Here is a 24757-nt window from a genome sequence, read left to right on the forward strand (position 1 = left end):
GAAGGTTATGGCGCCGCACGAGCCGAATCTTCCAGGTGCCCAATCTCCGCTCCGCCGCCGGCGCAGCTCTCCAATGGGCTTGCCGAGCGGGGGATTTCTCCAAACGATGCCGCGAGCGCATTGCGGGCTTCTTATGGTCACAAGGATGCGTAGAAGAGCTGGGTTTCGCTTTGCTCGGCGGCCGAGCTACGCGTTTCGAGGTCCCAGAGTGACTGACACCATGCCATCCACAGCCTCAACGAATGCGGCGCTTCACGCCGCGATCAAGGTCAACATTGTGGTGATCGGCGCTGGCCAAGCCGGGCTGTCATCGGCCTATCACCTGATGAAGCTTGGCCTCCAGCCGGGCCGGAATTTCATCGTACTCGACAAGAACGATAAACCGGGTGGCGCCTGGCAGCATCGCTGGCCGTCATTGACACTGAGCACCGTCAACCGTCTCCACGACTTGCCGGGCATGGAGTTTGCGGAAGTTGTTCCCGTTGGCGAAACGGAAGCACGGGCGTCGACCGCGGTTCCCAGCTACTACGCCGCCTACGAAGAGAAATTTCGGCTGCCGATCTATCGGCCGGTCGCGGTCAAGGTGGTCTGCGAACGTTTCGGGCGGCTTCGGGTGGAGACCGACCGGGAAACTTTTTCGGCCGAGGGGCTCATCAACGCCACGGGAACATGGGAGACCCCCTCCATTCCCGCCTATCCCGGTGCCGACCGGTTCGAAGGTCAGCAGCTTCACTCCCGCGACTATCAAACGGCGGGCGCCTTTGCGGGCAAACATGTGATTGTCGTCGGCGGCGGTATTTCGGCACTCCAGCACCTCGACGAAATCTCGCAAGTAACGACGACAACGTGGGTCACGCGTAGCGAGCCGCAGTTTCGTGAACGGCCATTCACGCCGGAAGACGGCCGCGCCGCGGTCGCCGCCGTAGAAGAAAGGGTACGCAATGGGCTTGTGCCGGGCTCGGTGGTGTCGGTCACGGGCATTCCCTGGACCCCGGCCCTGCGGGCCGTCGCAAAACGCGGGGCACTGAAACGGCTGCCGATTTTCAGTGAAATCCTTCCGCACGGCGTGCGCTGGCCGGATGGAACGGAACAGACGGCTGACGTCATTCTCTGGGCGACGGGCTTTCGCAGCTCACTCGACCATCTCGCTCCGCTGCAGCTGCGCGAGGACGATGGCGGCATCGTCATGGGCGGACGCCTGGCGACGCGGGTCGAAAAGGACCCACGCATCCATCTGGTTGGCTACGGCCCCTCGGCTTCCACAATTGGGGCGAACAGGGCGGGCGGCGCAGCAGCACGGGAACTGGCCACCCATCTCGGTCTGATCTGATGCGGCCGTGAGCACGATTCCAGTCGCAGTTCTTTCGAGAAGCAATGCGGGCGCGATCCGATTTCGGAGCCAATGGAGCGATTACGTCGCCATTCCCAAGTAAAGGCGACGGGAACTATCCCGTCGTTTGGTTCGCGCGCTCACGAAAAGTCTATGCTAATCAAAAGGCCAACGATTCTGAGTTTTTAGTGTGATGAGCGCCAAGACCCGCGGCTATTTGTTTGCCTTCCTCGCCATCTGCATCTTCGCTGGCCAGGATGCGATAACCAAATATCTGGGTGATCGCTATCCGGCGCTCTTCATAACGATGATACGGTTCTGGGCGTTCGCCCTCTTCGTATTTGCCTTTGCCGCGTCGTCTCCCGGAGGTATTCGCCGATCCATTCAAACGCGCCATCCTTGGCTGCAGGTTGTTCGCGGCCTTCTGCTGGTCGCAGAGATCGTCGTCATCGTCTTTTCCTATGTTCACGCCGGGCTCGCCATGAGCCAGTCGATCTTCCAGGCAACTCCACTGATCATCACCATCCTGTCGATACCGCTTCTCGGAGAGGTAGTCGGATGGCGGCGCGGGGCTGCAGTACTGATTGGTCTTGTCGGCGTGCTGGTGATCATCAATCCGGTGGACGTTCACTTCGACATATCGCTGCTTCTGCCGCTTGTCGCCTCCGTGCTGTTCGCGCTCTATAGCATCGCAACGCGCGCAGTCAGCCGCGAGGATTCCGCGGTGACGAGCCTCTTTTATGCGGGTGTGGTCGGGGCACTGGCGATTTCGCTGATCGGCCCGTTCTACTGGACCGAAGTCGTCCCCACCGATTGGTTCGCGTTGGCAGCCCTTTGCGTATGCGGCACGCTCAGCCACTACTTCCTTATCCGGGCCTATGGGCTGCTGCCTGCCGCGGAAGTTCAGCCGGTTACCTATTTTCAGCTGGTCCTCAACGTGATGTTTGCCGTCCTGTTGTTTGGCGAAACGATCACCCACAACATGATCATCGGCGCCCTGATCGTGGTCGGCGCGGGCCTTTTCACGATCTGGCGCGAACACCAATTGGCCAAGCGCTCATAGCCGATACGGCATCTGAAGACGCGCGCTTTGCGATCAATTGAGCCCGCAGGATCTCGCTTCACGACCGCGACAACATCCTAGTCACCCACGCGACGGAACAATTTCCACCTTCGCGTGTTGTCGAAGCAGCCGATCGGATGGCAAGGTTTTTCCGCGGATGGAGTATGCGATGAAATGGCTTCTCCCAGTCCTGTGTATCGCGGCGGGCCCCGCATATGCGCAAAGCTCCAGCCTCGAGACGACCTGCATGGCGGTCGCCAAGAATTTCTTCCTGGTCGACACGCTCAACGTCGGGGTGGTCCAGTCCTTTCCCGAGATTGCACCGCCAGGAGCACGCTTCAAGTATTCCGAAAGAGCCGACACGAAGAAGGCAGATATGACGGACACCTTCGACTGCGAGTTCGACAATGCGAACGCGCCGACAAAAATCCTGCGCTTCTGCGTTTCACGCATCTGCTACGCCGCCGATGAGGACGATCCCGAGCGCAAGAGACGATTTCAGGAGATGCAGGTTCTTCTGCAACGAGCGAAAACCGCAAACTGATTTCTCTGCATGATGCTGGCAGCGCTACCGGGCCTCGAGTTCAAACCCGACACACAGCCCATTTTCTGCAGCCAGAAGCAACAGCAGTTCACGGAGCTTTGGCTGCGAGACTTCCTGAACGGCGGCTTCAATCGGAGTCCATTGTAGTCTCCGGCTTTGCCTCTCGGGGAAGTCCGCCAGAATTTCCTCTACTTCGAGCAAATGCACGTTGAGGTGATAGCTGAGGTCAATGCTATCCTTGGTATAAACGAACGAGCCAATGGCATCGCTCGATACCCGGCCTCTAACGCCGGCCTCTTCCATCGCTTCGCGCGCGGCGGCCCCGCGCGCTGTCTCCCCTGCCTCTATACGCCCCTTTGGTATTCCCCAACCGCCGTTGCGGCGGCTCGTGACGAGCAACACTTCAGGAAGATTATCTGCGGAGGTTCGAAAACAAATCGCGCCAGCCTGCTGGACACATGTCATTGAACGAGCAGAGTTTTGTGGCAGCATTTCGCATACCAGCGAGAATTGCTCGGACATCTCTCTCTCGGTTTCGATGGATTTGAAGCAGAATCTTGTTCGCGTTTATGACAGATATGTGACTGCCCGTCTCGCAATGAGTGATTGCAAAATGAGACGAGGGAGACGCCATCATTGCACCCCTGCTGTTTTTTTCCTTCAGCGAGTAATTGTCCGGGCCGTATCGGGGCCACACACGAAATTGACTGACAGGAACCTTATCGGGATCGGAATGGCGGCCGCTCCGCCATCTCGCATCAATCGGACCCGCCTGGAATTTTCGTTGTAGTATTCCGTTAGTACCTGCTGGCTCGCCTGCGCTGCTAAGCTCTTTCCATTGGTTTTGGGAGGGACAGATGACAGCTTCGAAAATTCTGATGATCACCGGTGACTTCACCGAGGACTATGAAACGATGGTCCCGTTTCAGACGCTGCTTGCCTGCGGGTACAGCGTCCATGCCGCCTGCCCCGGCAAGAAGGCCGGAGAGACGGTCGCGACCGCGATCCATGATTTCGAAGGCGACCAGACCTATTCCGAGAAACGCGGCCACAACTTCGCCCTCAATGCTACCTTCTCCAGTATTCGCGCCGAGGACTACGACGCGCTCGTCATCCCGGGCGGCCGCGCGCCCGAGTATCTGCGCCTCAACCCCGACGTCATCAAGACCGTGCAACATTTCTTCGAAGCCGGGAAGCCGGTGGCGGCCATCTGCCACGGTGCCCAACTTCTAGCGGCGGCCGGTGTGCTGAAGGGGCGCACATGCTCGGCCTATCCCGCCTGCCGCCCGGAAGTCGAACTCGCCGGCGGCATCTATGCCGATATCGCAATCGATGATGCGGTCTCGGACGGCAACCTCGTCACCGCTCCTGCGTGGCCGGCGCACCCGTCGTGGCTGCGGCAGTTCATGGCTGTGCTCGACGCCTCCGCCCTGCTACAAACGGACGCCGCCTGAGGAAGCGGACAAGGGAGGATCGGGATGTGCGAGTTGTTCATAAAGGCGGACGCAAGGCTCTGGGAAAGCACGACCCGTTCGCTTCGCATCGATGGCATGGTGACAAGCGTTCGACTGGAGAATTTCTTCTGGTCGAAGCTCGAGGAGATCTCACATCGCGATCGTATGAACGTCACGCAGTTGATAACCAAGCTGCATCATGAGTCCATCGATGCCGGCCACGATCTTGGGAACTTCACTTCGTTTCTGAGGGTCTGCTGCGCGCGCTATCTCGCTCTCCAACTGACGGGGGACATTCCGGCGGATGTCAATCAACCCATTGCCGGGCTGAACGCTCCGGCGATCCTCGTTCGCGAGCAGGAAAAATACCACTGACCCTGCGGCAGGGCGGCTAACGGCTCGCAAACAGCAACGCACACTCAGCTACTTTCCCAGACGCGACTGACGGCATTGCGGTTCGTCGGTCTTCCCATCGCGAATGTCAGGCCCGCTGCGGCGACGAGCATATCGCTGTAGGCGGTCGCCCTTGCGACCTTTGCCTGCAGCAGCGCGGTCTACTTGATTGCAACTGAGCCAGTTCCTGTTCCACAGCGCCAACCTGGCGCCATCGCCAACTGGAAGCGCGTTGCGTAGTCCTCCGTCTTGATCGGGATGCTCAGCCCGATCATCAGATTGGCATTCGGCTGTAGATCAACACGACCCCCTCTCGGCTGTTCGTCAGCGCGTACGGTCTTCAGGCGCTAGACGAGAGACTTCGGGCGCGAGGCCATGCCGAACGGAAGCCAAGCATGCTGCCTCCCCGCATAGCCGCATAGGTCACCTCCTCACCGCATCGCAATTTCCGATTCGGCAACTTCTGAATGAATACATGCCTAAAACGGGTAATTTTTGATAATACTTGCCATGTGCGACTGAAATAATCTTGACACAATTCCGTTTCGGAAATTTACTGCGGTCATCAAGGCCGAAATGGAAACGGTGATGACCCAACGCTACCTCGTCGATGATCTGGACCGCGAGATTATCCGTTATCTCTCCGAAGACGGGCGCCTTTCGGCGGCCGAGATCGCCGGCCGGATCGGCAGCGTCTCGGAGCGCACGATCCGCAACCGCATTGCCGGACTACTCCAGGCCAAGATGATCGTCATCGGCGCCATTCCTGACCCAGTCGCGCTTGGACGCGATGTCCAGGTCGAGCTTCTGATCGAGGTCGAGCCCGGCAAGCAGGAAGACGTCGCCATCCTGCTCGCCGAGTATGACGAGATTGGCTACCTCGCCGCCACGAGCGGCACGGCAAACCTGAGTGCTTCGCTCTTCGTCGCCGACCATGCGGCATTGCTCGAATTCATCGATCAGGAGCTGGGCAAACTGCCTGGCATCAAGCGCGTCACGAGCTCGGTCGTGCTGCGTCTCTACAAGGTATTCGGCACGAGGACGACCGCGATCAGCCGCGGTACCGACCTCGGCAGCAAGAAAAAGGTATAGACCATGCTTCGTATCGGAGTGGATGTCGGCGGAACCAATACGGACGCGGCGCTGCTGCGCGGTGCCGAGGTCCTGGCCACGGTAAAATCCTCGACCACCGCAGACGTGACATCGGGCGTCAGCGCGGCGATCCGCACCGTCCTGGCCGAAGCAGACGTTTCTGCCAGCGCGGTCAATGCGGTGATGATCGGCACCACGCATTTTCTCAATGCGATCGTCGAGGGTCGGCATCTTGAAAAGGTTGGCGTTCTCCGACTTTGCGGCGCTGCAACGCGCTCGCTGCCACCGATGATCGATTGGCCGGACACGCTCCGCCCCGTCGTCGACGGTGGTGCCGCCCTGGTTGGCGGCGGCGTCAATTACGATGGTTCGGAGATTGCACCGCTCGACGATGTGGCCATCCGCGCGGCATGCCGCGACTGGCGTGCGCGTGGCATCTCTGCCGTCGCGATCTGCTCGGTCTTCGCCCTGGTCGACCCGAAAATGGAAAACGACGCGGCAGAAATCGTCGCCGAGGAAATTCCCGGCGCGGCAATCAGCCTGTCGCACCGCGTCGGCCGCACCGGCCTCCTGCCCCGCGAAAACGCAACGATCCTCAATGCGAGCCTCCACACGCTCGGACGCGAGACGGTCGGCGCCTTCCGCTCGGCCTTCGCCGCCCTCGGCCTCACCTGCCCGCTCTTCCTCACGCAGAACGACGGCACGCTAATGGCCGCCGAATTCGCCGAACGTTATCCCGTCTTCACGATCGCCTCGGGACCGACCAACTCCATGCGCGGCGCGGCCTTCCTCACCGGGCTCTCCGACGCGGCCGTGATCGATATCGGCGGCACCACCACGGATATTGGCATGCTGGTCGCTGGTTTCCCGCGCACCCGCAGCGAAGGCGCGATGATCGGCGGCGTGCCGACCAACTTCCGCGTGCCGGATGTCTATTCCTTCGGGCTTGGTGGCGGCAGCATCGTGCGCCCGGGGACGTCTGCGACGATCGGTCCGGATTCGGTTGGCTTCCGCCTGCCGGAAAAGGCTCTCTGCTTCGGCGGCGACACGCTGACGGCGACCGACATCGCCGTGGCTGCCGACCTCGTCGACCTCGGCGACCGGGACCGCCTCAGCCACATCACGCCAGAATTTGCGCAGCAGATGCTGGCGCAGATGAAGGCCAGCATTGAAATGGTGCTGGACCGCATGAAACCAAGCGCCGATCCGATCCCCGCCATTCTCGTTGGCGGCGGTTCCGTGCTGGTCGAGGGGCTCTTGGAGGGAACCTCGGTTTCGCTGAAACCGGATCATTTCGGCTCGGCCAACGCAATCGGCGCGGCAATCGCGCAGGTCTCCGGCGAGGTGGACAGCGTGGTTTCGCTTGAAGGCACCACGCGGGAAATCGCACTGGAATCCATCGTCGCGGAGGCTCGGGCGCGCGCCGTCGAGGCCGGCGCAGATGCCGCGACGACCACCCTTGCCGAAATCGAAGAAACGCCGCTGGCTTACCTGCCGGGCAATGCCGTTCGCGTCGCCGCGAAAGTGATTGGGGAGTTGCGGGCATGAAATACTGGACGCTCAGCGAAGCGGATATCGATCGCATCGCCATCGGCTGCGGCATTCTGGGAACCGGCGGTGGCGGCAGCACCTATCACGGTCTGCTGCGTGCCAAGGCGCTCTTACGCGAAGGCAAGCGCATCCGCATGGTGCGGCCGGCCGACATGGCACCGGATGCCCAGATTCTCGGTATCGGCGGCATCGGTGCCCCGACCGTGGGTATTGAGAAGATCCCGGAAGGCAGTGAGGGCGTCCGGCTTTTGAACGCGCTCGAACGGCATATGGGCCGCAAGGTCGATGCGCTGCTCGGTGACGAAGTTGGTGGCGGCAATGGCATTGCGCCGATGCTGACGGCAGCGATGGTCGACCTGCCCGTCGTCGATGCAGACGGCATGGGCCGGGCCTTCCCGGAAGTACAGATGACGACCTTCTTTATCCACGGCCAGGCGGTACAGCCAGCGGCGCTTGCCGACGCCGACGGCAACGTGCTCGTCGTCACCGACGCGACAACACCGAAGATGCTGGAGAAGCTATTGCGCGCCAGCACAATTGCCATGGGATGTACGGCGCTGATGACGACGGCGCCGATGTCCGGTGAATTCGTCCGCCGTTTCGGCGTGCCCCACACCACCAGCCAGGCCTGGAGCCTTGGGGACGCTGTCATGAACGCGCGCGCGGCCAAGGAGGATCCAGTCGAGGCCATCTTGAAGCAATCCGGTGGTGTGCGGTTGATGCGTGGCAAGGTGTCCGATATCAGCCGCCGTGTCATGGCGGGCTTCACCCGCGGCAAGCTCACCGTTGCGGGCCTGGATGCGGACGCGGGGCGCACACTGACGGTCGACATTCAGAACGAATATCTGGTCGCGCGCGAAGGCGAAGAGATCATCACCATGGTGCCGGACCTGATCTGCATCGTGGATTCGGAAACCGGTCGGGCGATCGGCACGGAGGAGCTGCGCTACGGCCTGCGCATCGACGTGTTGTCCATGCCTGCACCGGTGCTGCTGCGAAGCGAGATCGCGCTCGCCTCCGTCGGCCCGCGTGCCTTTGGTTACGATTTCGACTTCGTGCCGATGGGCGTGTCTGCGGATGCGCCTGCCGTACCCCACTACAAAGAAGACGCCTAAGCGTCCGCACCTCCAGAACTCGATTGGGAGCCTGACATGAACCGCCGCAATTTCTTGAAAACCGCCGCCCTCACTGCTCTCGCCACAGCTGCCGCATCGAATTGGAATTTTGCGATGGCCGAGGGCACGAGCAGCATCTTCACGCTAGCCTATCCGACGAGCTTTCCGGACCTCGACCCCGCCACCTCGTTTTCCAACGACGGCGCGGTGCTTGCCAATGTCTACGAAGGGCTGACGCGCTACATTCCCGCGACCGACAAGGCCGAAGCCAAAATCGAGCCTCTGCTTGCCACCTCCTGGGACGTGAGCGCAGACGGCAAGACCTGGACCTTCACCCTTCGCGATGGCGTGAAGTTCCATGACGGCAGCCCGCTGACCTCGCAGGCGGTCAAGGGCTCGATCGAGCGGACCAAGAAAATCGGCGGCGGTGCGTCCTTCGTCTGGGGGCCCGTTTCGTCCATCGAAACGCCGGAACCGCTGAAGGTGGTCTTCGTGCTTTCCGAACCGCAGCCCCTGGACCTCATCGCATCGGCCGGCTTCGCCGCCTGGATCTACGCGCCTTCCTCGCATGACAAGGAAGCGTCCTGGTTCAACGCCGGCAACGATGCAGGGACCGGGGCGTTCAAGATTTCGCGCTACGAGCCCGGTCAGCGCGCCGTTCTCGACCGGGTCGAAGGCTATTGGGGCAAGGTGCCGGACGGTGCCTTCCAGACGATCTCGTTCGAGATCGTCGAGGATGCGACGCTCGCTCAGAACATGATCGAGAGCGGCCAGGCCGACTGGACCTACAGCCTCCCTTACGAAAATCTCGAGGCGTTGAAGTCCAATCCCGACCTGAACGTGGTCGTCAACCCTTCCTTCGAAACGCTGTTCGGCCTCTACAATGTCAAGCGGGCGCCGCTCGACAAGGTCAAGGTGCGTCAGGCCCTGTCGCTCGCCTTTCCCTATGACGACGTGATCGCCGCGGGCACGAGCGGCTTCGGCACCCGCGCCAAGGGCGTCGTCCCGGCCGGCATCTGGGGCCACGATGCCAATGCGCCGATCCCGAAGACCGATCTGGAAGCCGCAAAGGCACTTCTTGCCGAAGAGGGCATTGAGCCGGGCCTGGAACTGGTCATGACCTATTCCACATCCCAGGCGATCGAGGCGGTCGCAGTCGAACTCTGGAAGGCCAATCTGGAAACGCTCGGCATCACGCTGAAGCTCCAGCCGATGGCATGGGAGGCGCAATGGCAACTCGGCAAATCGAACCCCGAGGCGGCGCAGGACATTTTCGTCATGTTCTGGTGGCCGACCTTCGTCACCCCCTATGACTACCTCGTCAACCTGTTCCACAGCGAAGAGAAGCCGAATTTCAATCTCGGCTACTATTCCAACCCGGAAGTGGACGCCAAGATCGATGAAGCGGCCAAGCTCTCGGGCACCGACCGCCCGCGCGCCGAGGCGCTGTTCATCGAAGCGCAGCGCAAGATCATCGAGGATGCGGCAGCCATCTTCATGCTCGACCAGCCGAACGTCCACATCATCCGTGCGGACATCAAGGGCTATGCTGACAATCCGGCCTACGGGCACATCGCCTTTGTCAACGATCTGAGCCGGTAGGGCACGCGGGGGTCTGATGGAACTTCTACGCTACATCCTGCGCCGCACGTTTCTCTCCGCCTTCGTATTGGTGGGCGTGACCTTCCTGGTCTTCGTGGTGGCACAGGTCGTACCGTCGGACCCCGCAGCGCTCTATGCGGGCCCGCGTCCCACGGCCGAGCAAATCGAGAAGGCACGCCAGGAGCTTAATCTCGACGCGCCTCTTCCGGCCCGTTTCGCGACTTTCGCCGGCGCCATGGCGTCCGCCGATTTCGGCATTTCCTACAAGTCCAGGCGCCTCATCGCGGAGGATCTCAGAGCCTATCTTCCGGCCACCCTGGAACTCGCCATATTTTCGACCGGCCTTGCGCTCCTGATCGGTATCCCGCTCGGCGTCATTGCCGCGGCGCGGCAAGGCGGTTGGGCGGACCGGTTCTGCAGTTTCGGTTCTATCGCTGCCGTCGCCATGCCGACCTTTTTCCTGGCCATGATCCTGCAGCTCATCTTTGCGCAATGGCTTGGTATCCTCCCGCTCTCCGGCCGACTTTCCAGAGAAATCGCGATCTCCGCGCCGCTGCCGATGGTGACCGGTTTCAATTTGATCGACGCGCTCGTCGCCGGCCGCCTCAACGCATTCGGCGATGCCCTGACGCATCTGATCCTGCCGGCATTGACGCTCGCCTCCTATCCTGCAGGTGTCGCCATGCGGCTGACACGCTCGGCCATGATCGAAATCCTTGAGCGCCGCCATATCGTTGCGGCCCGCGCGCTCGGCCTTTCCGAACCGCGCATCCTCTTCGGTCACGCGCTGCCGAATGCCATGGGGCCGGCGCTGACGGTGATCGGCCTGTCCTTTGCCTATGCCTTGACCGGCGCGGTGCTCGTCGAGATCATTTTCGCCTGGCCGGGTCTCGGCCGTTACGTCTCCGAAGCGATCCTCGCCAAGGACTTTCCTGTCATCGCCGCCGTCACCATGGTCGTCACCATTTGCTATGTGGTGATGAACCTACTGATCGATATCACCCAAGCCCTTGTCGACCCGCGGGTGGCGCTGTCATGAAAAAGCTCCTCCAACGCCTCGGCTGGCCTGGCACCCTCGCCCTTACCATCGTCCTTCTCTTCGTGCTCGTCGCACTCTTCGCGCCGTGGATCGCGCCTTATCCCCTACAGGGGGCCGGCGGACCGAATGTCGCGGCGAAGCTCTCGCCACCCTCGGCGGACTATTGGTTGGGAACCGATCATCTCGGTCGGGATATTCTGAGCCGCATCGTCTACGGCACCCGGGTCTCGTTGACGAACGGCATGCTGATCGTCGCCTTCTCGCTCCTGATCGGCCTGCCGATCGGTCTTGCCGCCGGCTACTTCGGCGGTTGGGTCGACGAGGCGCTGATGCGCGGTACCGACGTCTTCCTCGCCTTCCCTGCACTGTTGCTGGCGGTGCTGATGGCCGCCGCCCTCGGACCGGGCTTTTTGAACAGCGTCATCGCCGTCGCTGTCACCTGGTGGCCCTGGTATGCGCGGCTGGCCCGCGCGGAGGTGTTGGTGCTACGCGGCCAGCCCTATGTGGAGGCGGCGCAGCTCTCCGGCCTCTCGCATTGGCGCATCATCCTGCGCCACATCCTGCCGGCGACAGGCAGGCCGCTGACCGTGCAGGCGGCCCTCGATGTCGGGCCGGCACTTCTTACCGCGGCTGCCCTCTCCTTCCTTGGCCTGGGCGTGTTGCCGCCGACCGCCGACTGGGGCCAGATGGTCGATGCCGGTCGAAAATTCTTCCCCGCACGCTGGTGGTATTCGGCCATGCCGGGCCTCACCATCTTCGCCATCGCGCTCGCCTTCAGCGTCCTTGGCGACGCCCTGCGCGAGCGCAAAGGAGGGACTGACCGTGCCTCTGCTTGATATCCGCAACCTGTCGGTCAGCATCCCGACGTCAGAAGGCGACGTTCACGCGGTACGGGCGGTCAGCCTTGAGATCGAGCGCGGCGAGATCCACGGCGTCATCGGCGAATCCGGCTGCGGCAAGACCATGACCGGGATGGCCGCACTTGGCCTGGCCCCGAAGGGTGCCCGCATCGTTGCCGACCGGTTCCATTTTGACGGCGAGGATCTTCGGGAGCATGCGGTGCGCCTGCGTGGCCGGCGGATCGGCATGATCGCCCAGGATCCGGCGGCCGCCCTCAATCCGGTGCTCAGCATCGCCACCCAGATGGACGATGTGATCCGCGCCCATCGCGACCTGCCGCATCGGGCGAGGCGCGCGGAGGCGATCGATCTGCTGGCCTCAACGGGACTTTCTGATCCTGAAAGAGTGCTCCGCAGCTATCCGCACCAGCTTTCCGGCGGCATGCAGCAGCGTGTGGTCATCGCCCAGGCGCTGGCGACCGGCGCGGACTTCCTGATCGCCGACGAGCCGACCACAGCGCTCGACGTCTCGGTCGGCGCCCAAGTTCTGGCGCTTCTGCGCAAGCTGGTGACCGAGCGCGGCCTCACCGTTTTGATGATCACCCACGACATGGACGTCATCGCCGAGGCCTGCGATCGTGCGACCGTGCTCTATGCGGGCCGCTCCGTCGAGACCGGCCCCGTCGATGCGGTGTTGCAAAGTCCCGGGCACCCCTACACCCGTGCCCTGCTCGCCGCGCTTCCGGACGCTGCACCGCATGGGGCACGGCTTGCCGCCATCGAGGGCTCCATCCCGCCGCCGCGCTCGGCAATTGCCGGCTGTGCCTTTGCCACGCGCTGTCCCCAGGCGCTCAATGAGTGCGCAGTCACGCCACCGCCGGAGCGCTGCCGTGCTGCGCATCGCTGGCTATGCCACCTGCCGGAGGATCCTGCATGACCACGCCGATACTGGACATCGACAATCTCGTGATCCGCTACCGCGCCGGTCTCTTCGCGGCGCGCCCGAAACCCGCAGTCAACGGCGCAAGCTTCCGCCTTGCCAAGGGCGAGACCCTCGGCATCGTCGGCGAAAGCGGCTCCGGCAAGACAAGCCTCCTGCGCGCCATCCTTCGGCTCCTTCCGGTGGAAAGCGGGCAGATCCGGCTCGACGGCCAGGACTGGCTTGCGCTGCGGGGCAGCGCGTTGCGCCGGGAACGCCAGAAGATCGGCGTCGTGCTGCAAAACCCTTTTCTTTCGCTAAGCCCGAGATTGACGATCGCCGATATCCTTGCCGAGCCGATCCTGGCGCAAGGCGGCCGACAAGACGCGGCCATGCGGAAGAAGATCGCGGGCCTACTCTGCGACTGCGAGCTGCCGGCCGATTTTCTCGACCGACGCGCAAGCGAACTCTCCGGTGGTCAGGCCCAGCGCGTGGCGATCGCCCGTGCACTGGCGCTGGAGCCGAGTCTCCTCATCCTCGACGAACCGACATCGGCGCTCGACGTCTCGGTGCAGGCACAGATCCTCAATCTCCTTTCGGACCTGAAGGAAAGCCGCGGGCTGTCGATGCTCTTCGTAACCCATAATCTGAAGGTCGTCGCACATGTCTCCGACGCGCTTCTGGTCATGCGGCACGGCGACGTCATCGAATTCGGCAGAACGAAAGAAGTGATCGGCGCGCCGGCCGATCCCTACACCCGAGAACTGCTTTCCTACGGACGCCGCGAAAAACTTGTCGAGCGCGAACTGGCTCCCGGCTGACGCCAAGCGCCTGCCTCGCTTTCGTTTTCAGTGGTCTGCATAGGCAACGACTGAACTGCCACTGCCCAATCTCACTGCGCAACCGGCGGCCATGCGATGCCCGCCGGTGCAATTGGTCGTCTCTGCGTCAGAGGCGGGCTACTTCGTGACCGTCAGCGTCGCATGCATGCCGGCTTCGAAGTGTCCCTTGATATTGCAGAGCAGTACACAGGACCCTGGCGTGAGCTTGGCCTTCATCTGGCCATCGGCACCCGGTTTCAGGTCGGACACCTCGCCAAGGCTTTTCAGCTGCTTTTCGTTGACGCGGTGCTTGGCCGCGACGACATCGATCTACTGGTCGGCCGATTTCAGCTTGATCAGCACCATCTCGTGCTCTTCTGTCATTGCGTCGTTGTGGACCATGAAGGTCGCCTCGCCGGCCTTGATGGTCGATTGATCCAGTGTGAGGGTCATCTTGCCGCCCGTCTCGCCGCTCTCGACAACCTTGACGGTCGTGCCGGCAAATGCAGGCGACGCCAGACAGATGAAAGTAAGCACTGCTAGCTTGTTTCGGCTGAACCGCATCTTAAGTTTCCCTTTTTGCTGGCCTTGCTGGCGAAATGTGCCATGTCGAGAGCAGAGTGACATCGCCGCCCCATGGGCTCTTCTCAGGAGCACAATTCGCGCGCTTGTGCCTCGCCGATGATCAGAACCGCAGGCCACGCGGTCCCGACGCCGTTCTAGCCGACGCATCCTGTCCATCGGCTGTCGTGTGACCTGCATTATCACACGGCTTAACGCTCCGTCGTTTGGAAGCCGCATCCGGCGGCTTCCTCCGGAACATATCGGACTGGACGAAGGAGGTTGTGGTCGTTTCGTCTGCGCACCTAGCGCCGACCGCCACCGCCACGTCCGCCACCACCGCCACCGCGGAAGCCTCCCCCGCCTCCCCGGCCGCCACCGCCACTACGGATGGCTGCCCCACCGCCCCGACCGCCACCGCCGTGGTATCCGCCGCGGTTGCCGCCCTGGAAGCCGCCGCCGCGATAGCCACCGCCGCCGTCGAAGCCTTGGAAGTTGCGGCCAGACTCCTGGTAGAGGCGGCCATAGTTGCGGCTCAGCTCATTCTGGTTGCCGAACTGGCGTCCGGCCCGGTCGAAGGAAAGATGATCGGGCGCCCGCTGACGAACCTGCTGGTTGCGGCGCGGCACGGGTCTCGTCTCGGCCCGGTTCTGAATACGTTGCACGGCTTGAGGTCTGTTGGCTGCGGCATTCCGGAGGTTCTCTCCGTCAGGCCGCTGAACCGGTTGCCAGCCATCCGGAGTGTGCTTCTGCCACGTCCCGTCCTGGCGGCGATAGACGCTGCCGTCACGACCGGCATAGACGTCGCCGCCCTTGCTGCCGACAATAAAGCCCTTGTTGCCTTCCGTGTTGCGCCAGCGCAGACCGCCGGCACTGCCCGTTGTTCCGCCGCTGATACGCGCGAATTCTCCGCCGTGCTTGACGGCAACACTGCCCCAGGCACCGTAGACATTCTGCCCACCGCGCGCGACCATCGCATTCCCGGTGCGTGGGTTATAGGCGGAAATGAACCCTCGTTCGCCGCCAGGTCCTGCCGCAGCACCAGCGCGGAACCGGGTCCCGGTGACCGGGTTATAGGCCGCGCCAAATGCCAAACCCCTCTCGGGACCGTAGGCATAGCCATAGCGGCCGAAGGTTCCGTAGGCTGGGTTGTATGAGGCGCCAAACCCATAGCTGATCGGAGGCGGATAGTAGGGCCAATCGTCGTCGTAATAGTCCCAATAGGGCGGATAGTACCACCCCGACCCCCAGACGACGGTGTCCCAGGCGAGATACGTGTAGAGGTAGCCGAGGGTGTAACCGTACCAGACGGCGTCCGGCTCCGTGTCGTAAACGCGAACATAGGTGGCGTTATAGACCGGAGACGACGATGGGATCGTGTAGATCTCATCGGCAACCGCGCGCGCAACGGCAAAAGGTCCGGTCGGCGTATCGCCGACGAACCAGATGCCATCCTTGAGGACGAAATACTTGTCCGCGACCTTGATCACCTGCTCATTCGCGTTGACGGCATAAAACAGGGACGTGCCTTCGATCGGCTCGAACTTCGGCTCGCCATTGTAGTGTACATCCACCTTCAACGACCCGTCGGTCGAAACCCGCGCAAGCTTTGGGATACTCGCCCTCAGACGCGCCATCGCGCTTTCTGACGTGCCAGGGATGGAGGCGCGCACTGCCGAATAGGCCGCGTCGTCAGGCAGGTTCACGAAATCTTCCGGCAGATCGGGAGTGGCAAAGCTCCAGGGTCCTTCGAGCGATGCCGACGAAAACCATCGCCCGGAGAGAAGGATGTACCAGTTCTTGCTGGCGCGATGGAAAAAGACGGCGCTGGTGGTGTTAGTAACCCAGTCAAGCCCAGTCTTCGCAACCGGTTCCAGAACAGGCTTTCCGTCAAAGATCAAAAGCTCCGCCGGCTTCTCGGAATAGAGAACCTTCGGGATTTCGTTCTCGTTGAAGCGCGTTGGCGGAAGGGAGGCCTTTACCCCTTTCCAGTTCTCGATGTCAGGCAGTTTGGAAAACAGGTCTGGAACCGTTTCGGTCTCGGCCCAGCCGATCTCCAGTGTCTTCGAGGTGAGCCAGTTCTTATCGCTTCGCAGATAGTAATCGCCCGATTGCTCAACCTTGAACAGGTCCCAGTTCGTATTGACCACGAATGACAGGCCCTCGACGCCCTTGACCGGAGCCGTGACTGCCTTGCCATCCGTCTGCAACAGGATCGCTGGTGTCTCACTCGCGAAGATCGGGGGCGGATCGGCCTTGATATTGGGAACGTCCGCGAGGCGCTGGAAATCCGCAAGGCTTGCGGCCAGCCGTTGCTGTGACACGACGATCGGATCGGTCGGAACAAGCTTGCCGATTTCGAGCGCGAGATCGGCAAGTTGCTGGCGGTCCAGCGTCGAGAAGTCGAGCCGGGTGGTGCGGACATCCGTCAGCGTGACATTCTCTGAGGCATCGTCTGCGACAGTCTTGGCTGAAAGGCCGATGACACCGTAGACCGGCTTCGCATCGGCGGACGACGATTTAAGCTCGGTGGCAACAAGAGCCTCGAGTTCCTTGAAATCCTTCCAGGATGTTATCTGCGGTTGAAAGAGCGTGATCGTGGCGCCCTTTTCGGTGGTGAATACCCTTGGCCAGGCGGGCGCGGTAGCATCGGACTGGTTGAGGTATTTGCCCGCGACGAAACCGTTAGCGCCGGAATAGCTCACGGCGCACCAGCTGGCTTCCGAATCACACTCCTTGATATCGACTTCCTCGCCCTGGGGGATGACGCGTATCGCGTCAAATCCCGTGCCTGGGCCCACCCTGAAATTCACATTTGCCGTCAGGACGGCGGGGTCCGCAAAAGCAGAGGTCGAGAAGAACGAAGCGACCGTGAGGTAGGCAAGAATTCTACGCATGATCACATTCCTTCATTGGTGTGTAGATGTGTTCAAGTCCTGTTGGCTGGAAGTTGCACTAGGCACGGATCGTCGCGCAAAGGCGTCTCGAGATTGCAGTTATTCGGCGTCGTTTAATTCGGAAATCATTGCACATTCGATGACGGGTGCAACTGGTAACGCTGCCAACTTCTAATTAAACCGGGCATTGAACGACGCCTTCCTTGTTGCGCGTAGAGCAGACCCCATCGCGGCGCGCCCCCGGTTGGTGGAGCGGCTGGAGAACGGCATCTTCCGGTATCGTGAATGTCGAACCTTGCAGATGGTTGCGGTCCCCCGCCTGACGGGAAAGGGCGTGCTTTTCGTGCTCTCATTTTCGGGGCGCAAGAGTTACCCTGTTCTCGAATATCGAGATTGCCAAGAAGGCCGGCGCCCGTATAGTTTCCATCTCTCCCGGCGGCTTCGTCGTCGCCTCCCGCCGATGAAAACGTCATTCTCAACGCCTGCCGCGCGTCGATCCACCCCTCATCGTGCCGATCTGCGGCACCCCGATGTATGATGCTCGACGTGCTTTTTGCCCTGCTCGTGCGCAATGCGGGCAGATGCTTCATGAAACCGATGCAAGGATAGTGGACATGGAAACGACCTTTTCTCCCGTGCTGACCGTTTGCGGTATCGAGGAACTTCCGGGGCAGAGCAGCCGAAACGTGACCCACGTTCTGTCGATCGTCGATCCGGAACTCCCGGAACTGGAAGCTTTCGGCGCCTATGGCGAGCACCACCGCACGACGCTGCGTTTCCACGATATCATTGCGGCGGCGCCGAACCGGGTGATGCCCCGCCCGGAACACGTGGAAGCCGTTCTTCGCTTCGGTACGGATTTCCTGATGCGGCAGGATCGGGAAGCCGCGAGCCATGTGCTGGTTCACTGCCATATGGGCGTATCGCGCTCGACGGCGGCCATGCTGACCCTCATGGCGCAGGCAAACCCGGATGAGCCCGGCGAAAGCCTCTTTACCCGCCTTGTCGCCATCCGCCCGCAAGCGTGGCCGAATTCCCAGATGATTGGCTTTGCCGACGAACAGCTCGGCCGCCGGGGTGAGCTCACTGCGGCGCTTGGCCGTCACTATGGTCGGCAGATCAAGAGCCGCCCCGAGTTCACCGAATGGATGACGACACTCGGCCGCGATGCCGAATTGCAGATGGCCATCCACGACTAACCGCCTAAGGCGCACGCAGTCTCGAGAAATCATCGGCAGAGGCGCTCAGCCTGGATATCGTAGAATTCTTCGCAGAGCGCCCGCCTTCAGGAACACCACGCGATCCAGGCTGGCCGGAAACCAAGGGAGCAGCGACAGCGGACTCTTGCCTCCACGATGGCCGATGTCTGCAAGATGCGGCCAATGGCGACGCACAGCAAAAAGGGAACGGCATGATGAGCGAGCGTGACGTCCAAGAAATCTCCGCACTAATGATCTCAAGCTTCCGCCAGTTGACGGGCAGAAGCTTAGGTGATCCTTCCGTGGACGGCAGGTGGCTCTATGAATCCGCGCCGTTCGCCTTGCTCGCACATGACCGGTCCGAGGATCCCCGTTTCATATACGCGAACAAGACGGCTCAGGCCTGTTTCGGATATTCTTGGGAGGAATTCATCGGTATGCCGTCGCGCCTTTCTGCCGAGGCGCCAGACCGCGAAGAAAGGCAGCGCCTTCTAGACGGCGTCTCTGCCAAGGGCTTCATCGACAACTATCGCGGCGTTCGGATCGCGAAATCCGGACGCCGGTTCTGGATCGAAGAGGCGACTGTCTGGCAGCTTGTGCGCTCCGACGGCGCCCTTGTCGGTCAGGCTGCCGTCTTTCGCAGCTGGAAGGACCAGTAGGCCCGCGCCAAGGGTCATTTCGTCACAATGGTCGCGAGAACGCTGACGCAGTCGCCGGATTTGACGAGGCCGGGGAAATGGCGGGCGACGAGGATCCCGTCCATCTTCGCTCGCACGTCCAGCGGGTCAGCACCCGTGCGGCCGACGGGATAGACACGGGCGACAATCTGCCCGCTCTTCACAGCATCGCCGAGATCCACGAATGGCTCGATAAGACCTCCGTCCTCGGCGAAGCAAAAGCAGTTGCCGTCCGGCATGTTCAGCCACGTGGTTTCCCCGCCCTCGACCGTGCCCTTCAGGATACCTGCCGCTCTCAGCACGTTGGCAACGCCCGTCTTGGCGATGGCAGCGCTTCTGGCCGTGGCCGTCCCGCCGCCGCCGAGTTCAGTCGTGATGAAGACCTTGCCCATCTCTTCGGCAGCCGTATCATACATCCCGACCGCATCGATCTCGAGCATCTTCATCGACCATGGGGCGCCGAAAGCGCTGACGAGGTCGAAGGCTTTTGTCTCCTGCGCCTTGTCGGGCAGAATGTGAGCGGCGCAGAAGGGCAAGAAATCGAGCGTCTTTCCGCCGGAATGGAAGTCGAGCACGATATCTGCGAGCGGCAGCAGGGTGCGCTGGAAATAATCGGCGATCTTCTGAGTAACCGTGCCATCCGGCGCCCCCGGAAAGCTGCGATTCATATTGCCCTTGTCGATCGGCGAGGTGCGCGTGCCGGCGAGGAAGGCAGGATAGTTCATCGCCGGCACGATGATGACGCGGCCGGTAACGTCTTCAGCCTTCAGGCCGCGGGCAAGATCGAAGAGCGCGATAGGCCCCTCATATTCGTCGCCGTGGTTGCCGCCGGTGAGAAGGGCCGTCGGCCCCCCCCCATTCTTGACGACCGTCAGCGGGATCATCACCGAGCCCCAGGCGGAGTCGTCGCGGCTGTAAGGCAGACGCAGGAAGCCGTGCTGAACGCCATCGGCTGAAAAATCGACCGTGGGGTTGATCGGCGAAGGACGAAGCGTTGCTTGACGCATGGCTCAATCCTTCACGAGCAGCTTGCGCGGCACGTTGGCGAGGCACTCGACACCGGTCTCGGTGATCAAGATGCTTTCCGTGGTCTCGAAGCCCATGTCCTCGAGCCAGAGGCCCGTCATGAAGTGGAAGGTCATGCCCGGCTTCAGTTCGCTGCGGTCGCCGGGACGCAGGCTCATCGTGCGCTCGCCCCAATCCGGCGGATAGGAAACGCCGATGCCGTAGCCGGTGCGGTTGTCTTTCACGATGCCGTATTTCTTGAGCACGCCGAAGAAGGCGTTGGCGATATCCTCGCAGGTGTTGCCGGGCCGCGCCTCTTCGAGGCCCGCTTCCATGCCTTCCAGCGTTGCCTTCTCGGCGTCGATAAAGGCCTGTGTCGGCTTGCCGAGGAAGACAGTGCGCGACAGCGGCACATGGTAACGGTTGTAGCATCCGGCAATCTCGAAGAAGGTGCCCTCGCCGGATTTCATCGGCCGGTCGTCCCAGGTCAGGTGCGGCGCGGAAGCCTCCACGCCCGAGGGCAACAGCGGCACGATTGCCGGATAGTCGCCGCCGATGCCGTCGACGCCGCGGGTACCGGCATCGTAGATTTCGGCGACAAGATCGCATTTGCGCATGCCAACCTCGATCTTGTCGAAGATGCGCTGATGCATCTTTTCGACGATCTTTGCGGCGTTGCGCATGTAGCCGATTTCCGCCTCGCTTTTCACCGCGCGCTGCCAGTTGACGAGCGCGGTTGCATCGACAAAGCGAGCGTTCGGCAGATGCTTCACGAGCGAGGCGAAGGCGGCAGCCGAGAACCAGTAATTATCCATTTCCACGCCGATCGTCAGCCTGTCGAGGCCGCGTTCGGCGAGCTTGGCCGAGAGATAGTCCATCGGGTGGCGCTCCGTGGACTGCACATAATGGTCCGGATAGCCGATGATGTTCTCGTGCTTCAGATAGGCTGTGAATTTGGCGCCGTTGGCATCCTGCCCGCGACCGTACCAGATCGGCTCGCCCGATGGGGGCACGACGACGCATTGGTGCACGTAGAAGGACCAGCCGTCATAGCCCGTCAGCCAGTTCATGTTCGAGGGATCGCTGACGATCAGCACGTCAATCCTCTTGGATTCCATGGCATTGCGCGTTTTTTGAAGACGCGTTTCATACTCCGGAAGTGAGAACTTCAGGTTCGCTTGTTTCATCGGTTTTTCCTCTATACCCGGCGAAAAGCCGGTCTCAACTCTCGAAGATCGTGCCGGTGCCCACCACTGCCGCGCGGGCGGCAGCAAGCGTTGCGATGGCCGTGTCCTGAATGCCCGTGCCGGTCAGATCCGCCACGGTTATGTCGTCGGGGCCGCTGCGACCCGGCTTGCGCCCGGCGATGATCTCGCCGAGTTCGGGGAAGATCGCGCTCTCCGTCACGAGGCCCACCTCGATGGCATGGTGCAGTTCGCCGAGCCTGCGCGTCTGTTTCAGGCTGTCGGCGACATAGAGGCTGGCGCCGGTTATGATGGCAGGTTCGATCTCATTCTTGTGCTCCGCGTCCGACCCCATGGCCGTGATGTGCTGGCCAGGCTTAAGCCAATTGGCCCGAAGCACCGGCGTTTCGGAAGGCGTCGTGGTGACGATGATATCGGCGCCGTCGACTACCGCCCGACCATCCGCGTCCGCGCGGACCGGAAAGCCGAGCCCTTCCGTCAGCTCCGCTGCAGCGGCTTCGGCCTTTGCGGCGTCCCTCGCCCAGATGCGCGCCTCGCGGATCGGCCGCACGAGGCGCAAGGCTTCAAGCTGCAGCCTTGCCTGCATGCCGGCGCCGAAGATGGCGGCAACCGCGGCATCCGGGCGCGAAAGGTGTCGAGCCGCAACGGCGCCGGCCGCCGCCGTGCGCACATCCGTGAGATAGCCGTTGTCGAGCAGCACCGCCTGCACCAGGCCGGTCTTCGTCGAAAGCAGCACCATCAGGCCGTTGGTGCTCGGCAGGCCGAGCTTCGGATTGTCGAAGAAGCCCGGGCTGATCTTGATGGCGAAACCGTCAAGACCCGGGACATAGGCCGTCTTCACGTCCACCTCGCCTCGCTCTTCGGGCATGTCGAGCCTGAGGATGGGCGGCATGGAGACCGCCTTGGTGGCGAGCGCATGAAACGCATCCTCGACGCAGGCGATGGCATCGAGATCGAGCGGAACGATCCGCCTGAGTTCCGCCTCGGTAAGGATCTTCATTGTGGTCATGCCGCTGCCTCCGCAAACGGGTCGGTCCCGCCATTGATGACGCGCCGGTGGAGGTCCATGTCGACGTTGCGACCGGAGAGGATCACCGCCACCGGCCCGCCCAGTTGGCCAAAGCGACCGGAAAGCAGGGCGGCAATGCCGACGGCTCCTGCCCCCTCGATCACCTCGCGCTCCTCGGCATAGGCATGCCGCATGCCGGCGGCGATCTCCGCTTCCGAAAGCAGGATGATGTCGTCCAGCAGCACCCGGCACATTTCGAAGGTCACGCCGTTGTCGAGGCCGATGCCGCCGCCGAGGGAATCGGCAAGGCTTGCCACCTCTTCGACTTGCACCGGCCGCCCGGCATCAAGACTCGCCTTCATCGCCGCGCCCCGATCCATGGTAAGGCCGATGACGCGGGTTTTCGGGGAGCGTCCTTTCACCGCCGCGGCGACACCGGCTGCGAGCCCGCCGCCGGAGATCGGCACAAGCACTGTCGCCACATCCGCCATAGCCTCAACGATCTCCAGGCCGAGTGTGCCCTGGCCGGCAACGACCGCCCGGTTGTCGAAGGGCGGCACCATGACGAGACCGTCTTTTGCCACCAGCCGATCCACCTCGAGCTGCGCCTCATCCTGCGATCTGCCGACGATGCGGACATCGGCGCCAAGCCGGCGGATTTCCGACACCTTGTTGTCGGGCACGAGCCTGGACATGCAGATCGTCGCAACCGATCCTTCGGCCTTGGCGGCATGGGCAAGCGCCCGACCGTGGTTGCCGGTCGAGGCGGCAACGACACCTCTTGCCCGCTCTTCGGGGTTCAAAGAAAGCACAGCGTTCGTGGCGCCGCGCAGCTTGAAGCTCCCGGTCGTCTGGTGGTGTTCGAGCTTGAGACCGACAGCCACCCCGCAGCGTTCGGAGAGCGAAGATGAAGGCACCAAGGGTGTGTGCAGCACCCGGCCCTCGATGCGTCGAACCGCCTTTTCGATATCCGCCAATGTCACGGGAAGGTTCGGCATGAGCTACTGGTCCGAATAGGCGAGCGTCATGAGACGGCCGAGTCCCGGCCGCACCGTCTCATCGCCGCAGAGGCGCAAACAGGCCCAGGCGGTGGCAACGTTGCTGGTGACGACCGGCCTGCCGATGGCGGCCTCGATCTCAGCCGCCACGCCCGCCGCCCGCACCGCCGTGCAGGAGATGAAGAGCGCGTCGCTATCGGGCGCAGTCGCTTGTCTCGCGAAGGTTACGATTTCGTCCGGAGAAATGCGCGCCATCTCCCGGTCGTCAGTGAGGCCGAGGCAGGTGAAGCGGGCGATCTCGAAGCCCCGCGCCAGGAAATAGTCGGCCATCGGCTTGCTGGTTTCGATGGTATAGGGCGTCAACACGGAAATCCGCTTCGCGCCGAATGCCTTGAGGCCTGAGGCGGCAGCGGCAGTGGGCGTGACGACGGCAGCGCTCGGCTTGGCGGCGCGCACGGCCGCCTTCACTTCGGCGTCACCGATGATGACGGAGGCGGAGGTGCAGGAATACATGACGACATCGAGAGGCTCGTCAGGCAGGATGAGCGCCGCCCCTGATGTCAGGGACGGCTGCATGGCACGCAGGTTCTCCGGCGTCACCGGATTGGCATAGGGAATGCGGGTCGCATAGACACCGATCCGCTCGCTCGCCACGATGCGCTGGAAGTCCACTTCCGTCGTGTGATCGGTCGCAAGGATGATCAGGCCGATGCGTTTGTCCATCGGACGGTCGTCCAGTTTGGGTGCACGTGAGGCAAGTATAAGGTCGAACGTCTGCATCAGCGTTCCTCCACCCGTGCGTAACGTTCCTCCAGCCAGCGCAGGAAGACGACAGAAATCAGGCTCATGATCAGGAAGAAGACGCCGACGAGCGTCATCGGCTCGATATAGCGATAGCTGCTGTTGGCGACGCTTTTCGCCTGGTTCATCAACTCGAGCACGGTGATGGCAGAGAGCAGCGGCGTCTCCTTGAACATCGCGATCAGATAGTTGGCGAGCGCCGGGATCATCGGCGGGATCGCCTGCGGCAAGATCACATGGATCCAGGTCTGGCGGCCGGTGAGGTTCGTCGCTTTCGCCGCCTCCCATTGGCCGCGCGGCACATTCTCGATGCCGGCACGATAGACCTCCGCCGCATAGGTACCATAGTGCAGCCCAAGGCCGATGATGCCCGCTAGCATTGCCGGAAGGCGAATGCCGATGTCCGGCAGGACGTAGAAGATGAAATAGAGCTGGACGAGCAGCGGCGTGCCGCGAATGAACTCGACGATGAAGGCCGTGGCCCGCGCGATCGGCTTCGGCGCAGTCATGCGCAGGATGGCAAAGACCAGGCCGATGACGGCGGCGAGTGCTGCGCCGAACACGGTCGCCAGAATGGTGATCTTCAGGCCCTCGATGAGGGTCGGCATGATCTCCCAGACGAAATTCCAGTCCCATTCCATCG

23 protein-coding genes and 1 pseudogene are annotated in these 24757 nt (G+C 62.2%); 15 read left to right on the forward strand and 9 right to left on the reverse strand.

Going from position 1 to position 24757, the window contains the following annotated elements; translation table 11 throughout:
- The first annotated feature begins 208 nt into the window (after positions 1-208).
- The 3 genes from BLU35_RS22410 (at position 209) to BLU35_RS22420 (ending at position 2937) form a co-directional block, all read left to right on the forward strand.
- On the forward strand, positions 209-1330 hold the full coding sequence (locus BLU35_RS22410; protein WP_353615043.1) for an NAD(P)-binding domain-containing protein: 1122 nt from the start codon (positions 209-211) through the stop codon (positions 1328-1330).
- A 193-nt stretch (positions 1331-1523) separates the two neighbouring features.
- Entirely contained in the window at positions 1524-2393 is an 870-nt protein-coding gene (locus BLU35_RS22415; RefSeq protein WP_093234549.1) for a DMT family transporter, read from the forward strand.
- A gap of 157 nt (positions 2394-2550) precedes the next feature.
- A complete protein-coding gene (locus BLU35_RS22420; protein WP_093234550.1) occupies positions 2551-2937 on the forward strand; it encodes a hypothetical protein in 387 nt (128 codons plus the stop codon).
- A 24-nt stretch (positions 2938-2961) separates the two neighbouring features.
- Here the strand turns inward: BLU35_RS22420 and BLU35_RS22425 are convergent, their stop codons facing one another.
- Positions 2962-3459, reverse strand: a complete 498-nt coding sequence (locus BLU35_RS22425; protein WP_286161585.1) for an NUDIX hydrolase — start codon at positions 3457-3459, stop codon at positions 2962-2964.
- Between the two features lie 335 nt (positions 3460-3794).
- Between BLU35_RS22425 and BLU35_RS22430 the strand changes: the two genes are divergently transcribed.
- The 10 genes from BLU35_RS22430 (at position 3795) to BLU35_RS22475 (ending at position 13762) form a co-directional block, all read left to right on the forward strand.
- Entirely contained in the window at positions 3795-4391 is a 597-nt protein-coding gene (locus tag BLU35_RS22430; RefSeq protein ID WP_093234551.1) for a DJ-1/PfpI family protein, read from the forward strand.
- Between the two features lie 24 nt (positions 4392-4415).
- Positions 4416-4766 carry a ribbon-helix-helix domain-containing protein gene (locus BLU35_RS22435; RefSeq protein WP_093234552.1) on the forward strand — a complete coding sequence of 117 codons (351 nt, stop codon included), beginning with the start codon at positions 4416-4418 and terminating at the stop codon, positions 4764-4766.
- A 606-nt stretch (positions 4767-5372) separates the two neighbouring features.
- Positions 5373-5876 carry an Lrp/AsnC family transcriptional regulator gene (locus tag BLU35_RS22440; protein ID WP_162765011.1) on the forward strand — a complete coding sequence of 168 codons (504 nt, stop codon included), beginning with the start codon at positions 5373-5375 and terminating at the stop codon, positions 5874-5876.
- Positions 5877-5879: 3 nt separating this feature from the next.
- Positions 5880-7424: a hydantoinase/oxoprolinase N-terminal domain-containing protein gene (locus tag BLU35_RS22445; protein ID WP_093234554.1), complete on the forward strand. Its 1545-nt coding sequence runs from the start codon at positions 5880-5882 to the stop codon at positions 7422-7424.
- On the forward strand, positions 7421-8542 hold the full coding sequence (locus tag BLU35_RS22450; RefSeq protein WP_093234555.1) for a DUF917 domain-containing protein: 1122 nt from the start codon (positions 7421-7423) through the stop codon (positions 8540-8542). Before BLU35_RS22445 ends, BLU35_RS22450 begins: the two co-directional genes overlap by 4 nt.
- A gap of 36 nt (positions 8543-8578) precedes the next feature.
- A complete protein-coding gene (locus BLU35_RS22455; protein WP_093234585.1) occupies positions 8579-10144 on the forward strand; it encodes an ABC transporter substrate-binding protein in 1566 nt (521 codons plus the stop codon).
- 16 nt (positions 10145-10160) lie between these two features.
- The gene (locus BLU35_RS22460) at positions 10161-11183 is read left to right on the forward strand and encodes an ABC transporter permease (protein WP_093234556.1); all 1023 of its coding nucleotides are present in this window, start codon (positions 10161-10163) and stop codon (positions 11181-11183) included.
- Positions 11180-12019 (forward strand): ABC transporter permease, encoded by an 840-nt coding sequence (locus BLU35_RS22465; RefSeq protein ID WP_093234557.1) that lies wholly within the window; start codon positions 11180-11182, stop codon positions 12017-12019. Before BLU35_RS22460 ends, BLU35_RS22465 begins: the two co-directional genes overlap by 4 nt.
- Positions 12006-12959 (forward strand): ABC transporter ATP-binding protein, encoded by a 954-nt coding sequence (locus BLU35_RS22470; protein ID WP_176907366.1) that lies wholly within the window; start codon positions 12006-12008, stop codon positions 12957-12959. The genes BLU35_RS22465 and BLU35_RS22470 overlap by 14 nt, the downstream gene beginning before the upstream one ends.
- Entirely contained in the window at positions 12956-13762 is an 807-nt protein-coding gene (locus tag BLU35_RS22475; RefSeq protein ID WP_176907368.1) for an ABC transporter ATP-binding protein, read from the forward strand. Before BLU35_RS22470 ends, BLU35_RS22475 begins: the two co-directional genes overlap by 4 nt.
- A 138-nt stretch (positions 13763-13900) precedes the next feature.
- On the opposite strand, the pseudogene BLU35_RS22480 reads toward BLU35_RS22475, so the two are convergent.
- Both BLU35_RS22480 and BLU35_RS22485 read right to left on the reverse strand, forming a co-directional pair.
- Positions 13901-14326: pseudogene (locus BLU35_RS22480) on the reverse strand (copper resistance protein).
- A 302-nt stretch (positions 14327-14628) separates the two neighbouring features.
- Positions 14629-17220, reverse strand: coding sequence for an SH3 domain-containing protein (locus BLU35_RS22485; protein WP_093234560.1), 2592 nt, complete (start codon positions 17218-17220; stop codon positions 14629-14631).
- 614 nt (positions 17221-17834) lie between these two features.
- Between BLU35_RS22485 and BLU35_RS22490 the strand changes: the two genes are divergently transcribed.
- Together BLU35_RS22490 and BLU35_RS22495 are read left to right on the forward strand one after the other, a co-directional pair.
- Positions 17835-18419, forward strand: a complete 585-nt coding sequence (locus tag BLU35_RS22490; RefSeq protein WP_093234561.1) for a tyrosine phosphatase family protein — start codon at positions 17835-17837, stop codon at positions 18417-18419.
- Between the two features lie 215 nt (positions 18420-18634).
- Positions 18635-19078 carry an MEKHLA domain-containing protein gene (locus tag BLU35_RS22495; protein ID WP_286161586.1) on the forward strand — a complete coding sequence of 148 codons (444 nt, stop codon included), beginning with the start codon at positions 18635-18637 and terminating at the stop codon, positions 19076-19078.
- A 14-nt stretch (positions 19079-19092) separates the two neighbouring features.
- Here the strand turns inward: BLU35_RS22495 and doeB are convergent, their stop codons facing one another.
- Genes doeB through ehuD form a run of 6 tightly spaced genes read right to left on the reverse strand, consistent with a single transcriptional unit; the run spans position 19093 to position 24755 of the window.
- Positions 19093-20103, reverse strand: coding sequence for a N(2)-acetyl-L-2,4-diaminobutanoate deacetylase DoeB (gene doeB / locus BLU35_RS22500; RefSeq protein WP_093234563.1), 1011 nt, complete (start codon positions 20101-20103; stop codon positions 19093-19095).
- A gap of 3 nt (positions 20104-20106) precedes the next feature.
- Complete coding sequence (gene doeA, locus BLU35_RS22505; RefSeq protein ID WP_093234564.1) at positions 20107-21288, reverse strand: ectoine hydrolase DoeA; 1182 nt, start codon at positions 21286-21288, stop codon at positions 20107-20109.
- Between the two features lie 34 nt (positions 21289-21322).
- Complete coding sequence (gene eutC / locus BLU35_RS22510; RefSeq protein ID WP_093234565.1) at positions 21323-22315, reverse strand: ectoine utilization protein EutC; 993 nt, start codon at positions 22313-22315, stop codon at positions 21323-21325.
- Positions 22312-23313 carry a hydroxyectoine utilization dehydratase EutB gene (gene eutB, locus BLU35_RS22515; protein ID WP_093234566.1) on the reverse strand — a complete coding sequence of 334 codons (1002 nt, stop codon included), beginning with the start codon at positions 23311-23313 and terminating at the stop codon, positions 22312-22314. The genes eutC and eutB overlap by 4 nt, the downstream gene beginning before the upstream one ends.
- A gap of 3 nt (positions 23314-23316) precedes the next feature.
- Positions 23317-24093 carry an ectoine utilization protein EutA gene (eutA, locus tag BLU35_RS22520; protein WP_093234567.1) on the reverse strand — a complete coding sequence of 259 codons (777 nt, stop codon included), beginning with the start codon at positions 24091-24093 and terminating at the stop codon, positions 23317-23319.
- Positions 24093-24755, reverse strand: coding sequence for an ectoine/hydroxyectoine ABC transporter permease subunit EhuD (gene ehuD, locus BLU35_RS22525; RefSeq protein WP_093234568.1), 663 nt, complete (start codon positions 24753-24755; stop codon positions 24093-24095). The genes eutA and ehuD overlap by 1 nt, the downstream gene beginning before the upstream one ends.
- Positions 24756-24757 lie beyond the last annotated feature (2 nt).

The organism is Sinorhizobium sp. NFACC03, from assembly GCF_900103435.1.
In the GTDB taxonomy this organism is placed as follows: domain Bacteria; phylum Pseudomonadota; class Alphaproteobacteria; order Rhizobiales; family Rhizobiaceae; genus Ensifer.

Coding starts and splice junctions, on each gene's coding strand:
- BLU35_RS22415 (WP_093234549.1), top strand. CDS start 1,524: ATGAGCGCCAAGACCCGCGGCTATTTGTTTGCCTTCCTCGCCATCTGC.
- BLU35_RS22420 (WP_093234550.1), top strand. CDS start 2,551: ATGGAGTATGCGATGAAATGGCTTCTCCCAGTCCTGTGTATCGCGGCG.
- BLU35_RS22425 (WP_286161585.1), bottom strand. CDS start 3,459: ATGTCCGAGCAATTCTCGCTGGTATGCGAAATGCTGCCACAAAACTCT.
- BLU35_RS22430 (WP_093234551.1), top strand. CDS start 3,795: ATGACAGCTTCGAAAATTCTGATGATCACCGGTGACTTCACCGAGGAC.
- BLU35_RS22435 (WP_093234552.1), top strand. CDS start 4,416: ATGTGCGAGTTGTTCATAAAGGCGGACGCAAGGCTCTGGGAAAGCACG.
- BLU35_RS22440 (WP_162765011.1), top strand. CDS start 5,373: ATGACCCAACGCTACCTCGTCGATGATCTGGACCGCGAGATTATCCGT.
- BLU35_RS22445 (WP_093234554.1), top strand. CDS start 5,880: ATGCTTCGTATCGGAGTGGATGTCGGCGGAACCAATACGGACGCGGCG.
- BLU35_RS22450 (WP_093234555.1), top strand. CDS start 7,421: ATGAAATACTGGACGCTCAGCGAAGCGGATATCGATCGCATCGCCATC.
- BLU35_RS22455 (WP_093234585.1), top strand. CDS start 8,579: ATGAACCGCCGCAATTTCTTGAAAACCGCCGCCCTCACTGCTCTCGCC.
- BLU35_RS22460 (WP_093234556.1), top strand. CDS start 10,161: ATGGAACTTCTACGCTACATCCTGCGCCGCACGTTTCTCTCCGCCTTC.
- BLU35_RS22465 (WP_093234557.1), top strand. CDS start 11,180: ATGAAAAAGCTCCTCCAACGCCTCGGCTGGCCTGGCACCCTCGCCCTT.
- BLU35_RS22475 (WP_176907368.1), top strand. CDS start 12,956: ATGACCACGCCGATACTGGACATCGACAATCTCGTGATCCGCTACCGC.
- BLU35_RS22485 (WP_093234560.1), bottom strand. CDS start 17,220: ATGCGTAGAATTCTTGCCTACCTCACGGTCGCTTCGTTCTTCTCGACC.
- BLU35_RS22490 (WP_093234561.1), top strand. CDS start 17,835: ATGGAAACGACCTTTTCTCCCGTGCTGACCGTTTGCGGTATCGAGGAA.
- BLU35_RS22495 (WP_286161586.1), top strand. CDS start 18,635: ATGAGCGAGCGTGACGTCCAAGAAATCTCCGCACTAATGATCTCAAGC.
- doeB (WP_093234563.1), bottom strand. CDS start 20,103: ATGCGTCAAGCAACGCTTCGTCCTTCGCCGATCAACCCCACGGTCGAT.
- doeA (WP_093234564.1), bottom strand. CDS start 21,288: ATGAAACAAGCGAACCTGAAGTTCTCACTTCCGGAGTATGAAACGCGT.
- eutC (WP_093234565.1), bottom strand. CDS start 22,315: ATGACCACAATGAAGATCCTTACCGAGGCGGAACTCAGGCGGATCGTT.
- eutB (WP_093234566.1), bottom strand. CDS start 23,313: ATGCCGAACCTTCCCGTGACATTGGCGGATATCGAAAAGGCGGTTCGA.
- eutA (WP_093234567.1), bottom strand. CDS start 24,093: ATGCAGACGTTCGACCTTATACTTGCCTCACGTGCACCCAAACTGGAC.
- ehuD (WP_093234568.1), bottom strand. CDS start 24,755: ATGGAATGGGACTGGAATTTCGTCTGGGAGATCATGCCGACCCTCATC.